7 protein-coding genes and 3 pseudogenes are annotated in these 8,386 nt (G+C 69.9%); 6 read left to right on the top strand and 4 right to left on the bottom strand.

All coding sequences use genetic code 11. The features are described 5' to 3' along the window. Window positions 1–234: 234 nt before the first annotated feature. A pseudogene (locus CCN56_RS29715) lies at window positions 235–486 on the bottom strand (DapH/DapD/GlmU-related protein); the annotation flags it as partial. A gap of 18 nt (window positions 487–504) precedes the next feature. Between CCN56_RS29715 and CCN56_RS29710 the strand changes: the two are divergent. The 5 genes and pseudogenes from CCN56_RS29710 to CCN56_RS45975 all read left to right on the top strand — a co-directional run. Further along, the gene (locus CCN56_RS29710; protein WP_086831040.1) at window positions 505–684 is read left to right on the top strand and encodes a hypothetical protein; all 180 of its coding nucleotides are present in this window, start codon (window positions 505–507) and stop codon (window positions 682–684) included. A 10-nt stretch (window positions 685–694) separates the two neighbouring features. Next, window positions 695–1,798, top strand: coding sequence for a M20 family metallopeptidase (locus CCN56_RS29705; protein ID WP_373412916.1), 1,104 nt, complete (start codon window positions 695–697; stop codon window positions 1,796–1,798). A 27-nt stretch (window positions 1,799–1,825) separates the two neighbouring features. Next, window positions 1,826–1,966 carry a hypothetical protein gene (locus CCN56_RS45985; RefSeq protein ID WP_373412915.1) on the top strand — a complete coding sequence of 47 codons (141 nt, stop codon included), beginning with the start codon at window positions 1,826–1,828 and terminating at the stop codon, window positions 1,964–1,966. Further along, window positions 1,939–1,998: pseudogene (locus CCN56_RS45980) on the top strand (hypothetical protein); the annotation flags it as partial. The gene CCN56_RS45985 and the pseudogene CCN56_RS45980, both read left to right, overlap by 28 nt. A 30-nt stretch (window positions 1,999–2,028) precedes the next feature. Further along, window positions 2,029–2,205 (top strand): annotated as a pseudogene (locus CCN56_RS45975) (ACT domain-containing protein); the annotation flags it as partial. A 224-nt stretch (window positions 2,206–2,429) separates the two neighbouring features. Here CCN56_RS45975 and CCN56_RS29695 read toward each other — a convergent pair. The 3 genes from CCN56_RS29695 to CCN56_RS29685 all read right to left on the bottom strand — a co-directional run bounded on the left by CCN56_RS29695 (window position 2,430) and on the right by CCN56_RS29685 (window position 6,233). Next, window positions 2,430–3,683 carry an acyltransferase gene (locus CCN56_RS29695; protein ID WP_086831038.1) on the bottom strand — a complete coding sequence of 418 codons (1,254 nt, stop codon included), beginning with the start codon at window positions 3,681–3,683 and terminating at the stop codon, window positions 2,430–2,432. A 2-nt stretch (window positions 3,684–3,685) separates the two neighbouring features. After that, the gene (locus CCN56_RS29690) at window positions 3,686–5,764 is read right to left on the bottom strand and encodes a bifunctional polysaccharide deacetylase/glycosyltransferase family 2 protein (RefSeq protein ID WP_086831041.1); all 2,079 of its coding nucleotides are present in this window, start codon (window positions 5,762–5,764) and stop codon (window positions 3,686–3,688) included. A 232-nt stretch (window positions 5,765–5,996) separates the two neighbouring features. Continuing rightward, a complete protein-coding gene (locus CCN56_RS29685) occupies window positions 5,997–6,233 on the bottom strand; it encodes a hypothetical protein (protein WP_143664660.1) in 237 nt (78 codons plus the stop codon). A gap of 351 nt (window positions 6,234–6,584) precedes the next feature. Here CCN56_RS29685 and CCN56_RS29680 point away from each other — a divergent pair, with 351 nt between their 5' ends. Beyond that, entirely contained in the window at window positions 6,585–7,535 is a 951-nt protein-coding gene (locus CCN56_RS29680) for a glycoside hydrolase family 16 protein (RefSeq protein ID WP_086831036.1), read from the top strand. Window positions 7,536–8,386 lie beyond the last annotated feature (851 nt).

Genomic DNA, 8,386 nt, shown 5'->3' with positions numbered 1-8,386 from the left:
CCGCCGGACAGGCCCTGGCCTCCCGGCACAGGGCCGACCGAGCCCCCTACGCGGGCACGGCGCTCTCCGCACACCTCAGGTGCCCCATCGTCGTCGCCGGTTGACGGCCGTGGACAAGCACACGGAGCTCCTGGCAGACACGGGTGATCCTGGTCGTGAACCCGTCTGCCAGGAGCTTCGTCGTCGCACATGCGTGCCCAGCACACGGTCGACACCGCCGACTGTGACGGGACGTCAGTTGTGACTGTGCAGGATCTCGTTGAGCCCGCCCCAGACCGCGTTGTTCGGGCGGGCCTCGACGGCGCCGGTGACCGAGTTGCGGCGGAAGAGGACGTTGTCGCCGCCGGAGAGCTCGCGGGCCTTCACGATCTGGCCGTCGGGCATGGTCACCCGGGTGCCGGCCGTGACGTACAGACCGGCCCCGACGACGCACTCGTCGCCCAGCGCGATGCCGACGCCCGCCTCGGCACCGACAAGCGGCCGATCGAGCTGCTCTTCCACGAGATGCTCGAGCGCGGCGTCCACATCGGGAAGAGCGGTTTCGTCACCCTGTCCCTGTCCCTGTCCCTGCCCCAGACCCCGGAGACCGACGAGCGGTTCCTGGCCGCTCTGGAGAGCTCGATGCGCGTCGTCGCCGAGGAAGCCCTCCAGGAGCCGTCTTCCGGATCAGCCGCACCATACTGAGGACATGATCATGAACCGCCATGCCCGTCCGCGCACGGACGCCATGCTCGAGGACCTGCGCACCCTGGTCGAGGTCGAGTCCCCCTCGCGGGACCTCGACGCCATCAACGCGTCCGCCGCCGCGGTCGCCGCGGTCATCGAGGAGAGACTCGGCGGGCAGGCCGTGCTGATCGACGGTCCCGTCGGCCCCCATGTCCACTGGAGCGGCGGCGGATCGCCCCAGGTGCTCGTGCTCGGTCACCACGACACCGTCTTCCCCCTGGGCACCCTGGAGCGGCGTCCCTTCCGGGTGGAGGACGGGCGGGTTCTCGGCCCCGGGGTCTTCGACATGCTCGGAGGGCTCGTCCAGGCCATCCACGGACTGTCCGCGCTGGACGACCTGACCGGGGTGGAGATCCTGGTGACGGCGGACGAGGAGATCGGCTCGGCGTCCTCCCGCGCGCTGATCGAGGAACGGGCCCGCGCCTGCGGCCACGTCCTGGTCTTCGAAGGGGCGGCCGACGGCGGAGGGCTCAAGACCGCGCGGAAGGGATGCGGCACGTTCGAGGTGTGCGTCACCGGACGCGCGTCGCACGCCGGTCTCGAGCCCGAGGCCGGCGTCAACGCCCTGGTCGAGGCCGCCCACCAGGTGCTGGCCATTCAGGCGCTGAGCCGTCCCGAGATCGGCACGACCGTGTCCCCCACCGTGGCGTCCGCGGGGACCTCCGACAACGTCATTCCCGCGCAGGCCACGGTGTGGGTCGACGTCCGCGTCGAGTCGAACGAGGAGAAGGACCGTGTCGAGGCGGCGTTCGCGGGGCTGCCCCCCCGTCTGGCGGGGGCCGCCCTCACCGTCCGCGGAGGCGTGAACCGGCCGCCGATGCCGGAGTCGGCGTCCCGGACGCTCTTCGAGCTGGCGCGCGAACTGCAGCCGGGGATCGAGGGCGTGGCCGTCGGCGGCGGCAGCGACGGCAACTTCACGGGCGCGCTCGGCATCCCCACCCTCGACGGTCTGGGCGCCGTGGGCGGCGGCGCCCACGCAGACCACGAGTTCCTGCTCGTCGACACGATGGAGGAGCGGGCGAACCTGGTCACCGGCCTGGTCGGGGCCATCCGGAACCGTCGGACGGCATAGCCGACCCACCAGGGAAGGGAGTGTGAGATGAACGGCCTTGTCGTGCAGAAGTACGGAGGCTCCTCCGTTGCCGATGCCGAAGGCATCGAGCGCGTCGCCAAGCGGATCGTGGACACCAAGAAGGACGGCCATCAGACGGCGTGTTCACGGCCGACCCGCGTGTGGTGAAGAAGGCGAAGAAGATCGACTGGATCTCCTTCGAGGACATGCTGGAGCTCGCCGCCTCCGGCTCCAAGGTGCTGTCCGACGCGGGCGTGAACATCGAGCTGATCTCGACCTCCGAGATCCGCATCTCGGTCGTCACCCGCGCCGACGACGTCAACGAGGCCGTGCGCGCCGTCCACACCGCCTTCGGTCCGGACAGCGACTCGGACGAGGCCGTCGTCTACGGAGGCACCGGCCGATGACCCCCGCCACACGTCCGTCGCCGCCAGTCGGGCCGGGGGGCCGTCGGCCCGGCAGGCGGCGCGGGCGAGCCGGTCACTGGTGTGCACCGTCCCGTCGCTCGATCCGCGAAGGTCACGCCGTGTCCCGCGGGCGCGCGGGGCGTTTCGAGTGCTTCCACAGCGAGCCGGAATCGGTGGCGCGGGTCATTGCCGTCCCTGCACGTCCGCGGTTCGGACGGCCCGCGTCAGGCGCCGGCCCGGCGCCTGCCCCGCACGCGGCGCGGGTACGGGAAGAGCCGCGGAGAGCGCTTCGCGGCCACGTCCTCGACCCAGCCGAAGGTCAGCACCAGCAGTCCGATCAGCGGGATCGCCACCAGCAGCGGGAACCACTGGCTGGTCAGCAGCCACTGGCCGTGCTCGTAGAAGAAGTCGACGGACCAGAGGGGGTCGATCAGGGGGATGGCGGCCACCAACGCGGTCTCGTGCCAGAGGTAGACGCTGACGGCGCGTGCGTTGAGCAGGCTGACCAGGCCGTTCCAGCGTTCCAGTGGTTTGGGCCACTGTTCCCAGGAGGGACTGACGTGGAGCAGGATGGCGACGAAGCCGAAGGACCACAGGGCCTGGGCTATCGGCCAGCTCTCGATGTCGGTGGGCACGGTCGGGTCGACCGGCCGGGTCTGCAGGTACCACCAGCCGGCCACCATGATCAGCGGCGCGACGGACGGCAGGACGTACTGCGGGATCTTCCTGAGCAGGCCCTCCTGGTGAGCCATGCCGAGGATCCAGCAGGAGCCGAACGTGGCGAAGTCGCTGACGGTCTCCCAGACCCGGCTGTAGACGAACTCCTGGTCGATGAAGAACGTGTTCATGACGATCGTCAGCGCGAGCGGCACGGACAGCGTCACCACCGGCATCCGCCGCAGCGCCCACAGCATCAACGGTGAGAGCAGGACGTACCAGAGGTACGCGCGGAGGTACCAGAGCGGGACGATGACCTGCACCGCCCAGCCCTGCCCCACGAGATGGTCGAAACCATGCAGTGATTCGGCGTACGGCGGAGTGCTCAGCGGCACGAACCAGAACAGCAGCTTGCCCCACCACCAGTTGGGATGCCCCTCGGCCCCGGGCCCCCAGCCGTCGACGATCTCGAGGGTGAGCATGACCGCGCCGAACAGCCACATCGGCGGCAGCAGTCGGCGCAGACGGCCCCGGATGACGCCCAGGGCGGGACGGCTGAGCGAGCGTGCCATCAGCGACCCGGCCAGCGCGAACATCACTCCCATCGACGGGAAGACGATGGGCAGCCAGAACCAGCCGAAGTTGTGGTAGAGCACCACGCGCACCAGGGCCAGCGCGCGCAGCAGGTCGAGGTAGCGGTCCCGGCCGCCCTTGCGCGGGGACGGTGCCGACGGTTCCGGCTCCGGTTCCTGGCGCAGCACGGCGGGGATGCGCAGCTGGACGGTGTCCTGGGTGCCCCCGAACCCGAAGGATGCGGTCATGGTCAGGCCTCCACGGGTGCGGCGGCGACCTCGCCGGTGCGCCGGAGCTTCTGCCAGCGCAGTCGGCCACCGGTCAGCGCCGTGATCGTGGACTGCAACAGGACGATGTACATCAGCTGCCGATAGACCACCTGCTGGAGCGGCAGGCTGATCAGGTGCAGGGGCTTCTCGCCGTCGAGCCGGAAGGCGTACCAGGACAGCGCGGCCTGGAGCAGGATGAAGCCGCCCCAGCTGGTGAGGGTGATCGGGGCGTCCGCGAACAGCACGCCGTACAGCAGGAACATGTCGACCAGCGGCGCGAGCAGCGGGGCGACCACGCCGAACAGCACGACGAGGGGCAGCCCGATCCGGCCGAAGCGCCCGGCCGGACCCCGGGAGGTCACGGCGCGCCGGTGCTTCCACATCGCCTGCATGCTGCCGTAGCTCCAGCGGTACCGCTGGGACCAGAGCTGCTGGATGCTGGCGGGGGCCTCGGTCCAGGCGCGGGCGCGCTCGGCGTAGACGATCCGCCAGCCGTCGCAGAGCACCGCCATGGTGATGTCGGTGTCCTCGGCGAGGGTGTCGTCGCTCATCCCGCCGACCCGCTGCAGGGCCTCCTTGCGGAAGGCGCCGACCGCGCCGGGGATGGTCGGGATGACGTTGAGCATGTCGTACATCCGGCGGTCCAGGTTGTGGCCGAGGACGTACTCGATGTGCTGCCAGGCGCCGATCAGGCTGTCGCGGTTGCCGACCTTGGCGTTGCCCGCGACCGCCCCGATCCCCCGGTCGCCGAAGGGCTGGACCAGCTCGCGCACGGTGGACGGCTCGAAGACGGTGTCGCCGTCCATCATCACGATGATGTCGTGCGACGCGGCCGCTATGCCGGTGTTGAGCGCGCTGGACTTGCCGCCGTTGACCTTGCGGATCAGCCGGACGAACGGCAGATTCATCTCCTCGACGATGTCCGCGGTGCCGTCCGTGGAGCCGTCGTCGATGACGATCACTTCGATCGGATGGTCACTGGCGATCAGGGAGTTGAGGGTGTTCGCGATGCACTCACGCTCGTTGTAGGCCGGAACGAGGACGGTGACCGGCTCGGTGACGGGTGGTCCCCACGCGTCCCGCCGCCGGGAGCGCCGGGCGTGGAGCGGCGCGAGGACGAGCATCAGCGCGAACCGGCCGAAGTTGAGGAAGCCGACGACGGCAAGGAGCGCGACCAGCACCGGCAGGGTGAGCACGGCGGCCTTGCTGGCCCAGATGAAGCACTTGCCCGCCCACAGCTGGTAGCCGTGCACCGGCAGGGTGGCGTCGGTGGCGCCGAGCGCCTCGGAGACGGTGGCGAAGCGGTACCCCTCGCCCTGCAGCTTCACGATGATCTGCTCGAGCGCGGCGATGGTCTCGGTGCGGTCGCCACCCGCGTCGTGCAGCAGGATCACCTCGCCCGCGCCGGGCTTGCGCGGCATCGCCGCCTTGACGATCTCGTCGACGCCGGGACGCTTCCAGTCGTCGGTGTCGCGGTCGATGAACGCGGTGAGGTAGCCGTGCGCGCCCACGTACTTGATCACCGGATAGTTCCAGTCGTCGAGGGCCGAGGCGTCGGAGGAGTACGGCGGGCGGAACAGCGCGCTGTGGACGCCCGCGACGCCGGCCAGCGCCAGTTGCGTCTGCGCCAGCTCCCAGCTGATCCGGGCGTGGGACTGGTACGCCAGATCGGGATGGGTGAAGGTGTGCACGCCGATCTCGTGGCCACCCGCGACGATCTGCCGGATCAGCTCCGGGTGGCGCGTGGTCATCGCGCCGGTCACGAAGAAGTCCGCGCGGACGTCGTGGGCCGCGAGCACGTCCAGGATCTTCGGGGTCCACTCCGGCGAGGGGCCGTCGTCGAAGCTCAGGACCACGGTGTGGTTGGGGATCCGATAACTCACCGGGCGCTCGTTCCTGGTGCCGCGCGCGTCGATGATCGGGCCGCCCTTGAGCAGGTTCTCCGGCACGGTCGTCTTGTCGACCGAGGTCGCGATCCGGGTGTCGTGGAACGCCTCGTTGGTGGCGAGGCCGCGCAGGACGAGGAGCGCGAGCAGGCAGGCCAGCAGGGACAGCGGCATGAAGAAGCGCAGCGGCGGAGCGGCCAGTCGGCGCGGCCTCAGCAGGGACTGCCGACGACGCTGGTGGCGGGACAAGGGCGCTCCTGGAGATGGGTGGTGCGGACGCTCAGGCACGCTCGGCGGGCCCGCAGGCGTTGCTCCGGGCGGCGCGAGGGTCGCGGCATGTGGCGGAATGTCATGGTGTTCGACGTGATGGTCGAACTTTTCGGGCGGGTGTCGCAGACCGCGCCCTCTAGGGCCAGGAGGGCGACAAGGGGCCCTTGGCGGGCAGGTACGAGGGCTCCGGCGGTATCCCCATCGCCGGGGCGTCCGACTGCATGCCGATCAGGCTGCCGCCCATGGCGGCCGCCAGGATCGCGCCGACCACGGAGACCGGCCAGCCGAAGCGCCGGAACAGCCGGCTGCGCAGACCCGACTGGTCGACGAACACCGGTGCCGGAGCAGGCTCCTCATGGCGTGATTCAGCCACGACGGGCTGCGCCGTGTGGACCGGTTCGCGCCGGGAGGCTGTGGAGACTTGGCGCATCATTCGTGGCCTTTTTGTGCAGGGTGTGGAGACCGGTGAAGCGTAGAGCGGACCGTAGCGCATTGCCCGAATCGATTGGTGCGCAATGCGCGTATTTGACAGGGTCCGATCGACCGTCGTAACCGGATCGGTATCTCGACGGGCTCCTCCGGGCCCATGGGCGACCAAGCCGCGAACACGAGGCGGTGTGGCGTGAATCCTTCGCTAGGATGACCGCTCGATTCATGCGATCAGCGATTGATCCACATGTGACGGGCGTGTCCAGACACCGCCTCTACGCCCCAAGGAGCCTGCGTGAGCCAGCCCCGCCGCACCTCTCGCCGCCGAGCGTGGACCGCGCTCACGCTGCCCGCCCTCCTGTGCGTACTCGCCGCGTGTTCCGCCGCCCCCGCGACCGGCGGGGGCACCGACGCCGCCGGGCCCGCGCAGGAGGCCTCGCCGACGCCCACCGGACCGCCGGGAACCCTGTTCGACGACTTCGACTACACCGGCGCCGACGACCCTTCCCTCGCCGCGCACGGCTGGGAGATCCGTACCGGCGGGGGCGGCCCGGGGATCAAGGACACCTGGAGCGCCGACGGCGCCACCTTCCCCTCCGACCCGACGGCCAAGGGGGGCAAGGTCCTACGACTGCGCTCCTCCACCGACGGCACCGGGCAGGGCACCACGCAGGTCGAGGTGCAGACCACGAGCCGGAACTTCTTCACGGGAACCTTCGCCGCCCGGGTCCACCTCAGCGACCGGCCCACGAGCGGACGCAACGGCGACCACGTCGTCCAGACCTTCTTCCCGATCTCCCCCTCGGACTCCTCGGAGAACTACAGCGAACTCGACTTCGAGTACCTGCCGAACGGCGGCTGGGGCTCGGTGGGCCCGCGGCTCGACAACGTCAGCTGGTACAGGGCCGACCCGCCGGACCGGGTCCACCACACCCTCAAGCGGCGCCTCGGGGGCTGGCACACCATGATGATCACCGCCATGGACGGAAAGGTCGTCTACTCCCTGGACGGCAAGGAGCTCTTCACCAGCTCCGGCACGTACGTCCCGCGCGAGCAGATGGACATCCACTTCAGCAACTGGCTCATCGACCTCCCCTTCACCGGTGGCCCGCGCACCTGGGACATGAAGGTCGACTGGGTCTACTACAAGGCCGACGAGGCCGTCTCCCCGGCGGACGTCCAGAAGACGGTGGACGGCTTCCACAGCACCGGCACCGACTACATCGACACCGTCCCGAAGCCCTGACCCCCACGGAGTGCACCTTGACCAAGTCAAGGTGCCCTCCGGTCGGTCAAGTGCGCTGCTCCCCAACTGGTCCCCAACTCGCGCCCGAGCTCAGCCTCATACCCCTCCGCGATCCTTCCCAGCGACAACGAAACAGAGAACCGCCCCGCCTGCCAAAGCGGTCTGCCGATACCATCCCGTTCCTGGGTCGGGGACTCCGTCCATGGGTGTGTGTCGGCCTCATGGCGCTTCACCGCAGAAGAGGCCGCCCGCTCCGGTGCCCCGAAGCGGGTCGGCCCCTACCGGATCATCGGCCGTCTCGGCCCGGGTGGCATGGGCACCGTCCGCGGCGGTCTCGATCCAGCCGGCCTCCGCGTCGCTGTGAAGACGATCCACCCCGCGCAGGCCGAGGCCCCTGAGTTCCGGGCCCGCTTTCGCCGAGAGGTGCGGCTCTCCTCGCGTGCGCACGGGTCATGCCTCATCCCACTCCTCGCAGCAGACCCGGATACCGAGAACCCCTGGTCGGCCACCGCGTACGTGCCCGGCCTCACCCTCGACCAGCGTCTCGGCACCCGCGGAGCGCCCACCGGCGCCGTTCCATTCGCCTTCACCACAGCAGCGGGCGTCTCGACGACGACATCGCCGCCTCGCCATACGCCTGCGTGAGCGCTTGCGCACGGAACGTGACCAAGGCGGTCAACGCTTACCTGCACCTCGCCCCTGGAACCCTTCACGGCGAAGCCGAGGCTGCCCGATATCCCCGGACCCCGAACCACGAGCCGACGATCTCAGGCCCTTTCTCGGGCTCTCGAGCCCGTACGGCCCTGGACACGACACGAACCGGACACCCCCGCTAGGGCCTGTTTCAGAAG

The organism is Streptomyces sp. NRRL B-24572 (genome assembly GCF_002156145.1).
GTDB classification, from domain to species: Bacteria; Actinomycetota; Actinomycetes; order Streptomycetales; family Streptomycetaceae; genus Streptomyces; species Streptomyces vietnamensis.
This window is presented reverse-complemented; position numbering and strand designations above follow the sequence as displayed.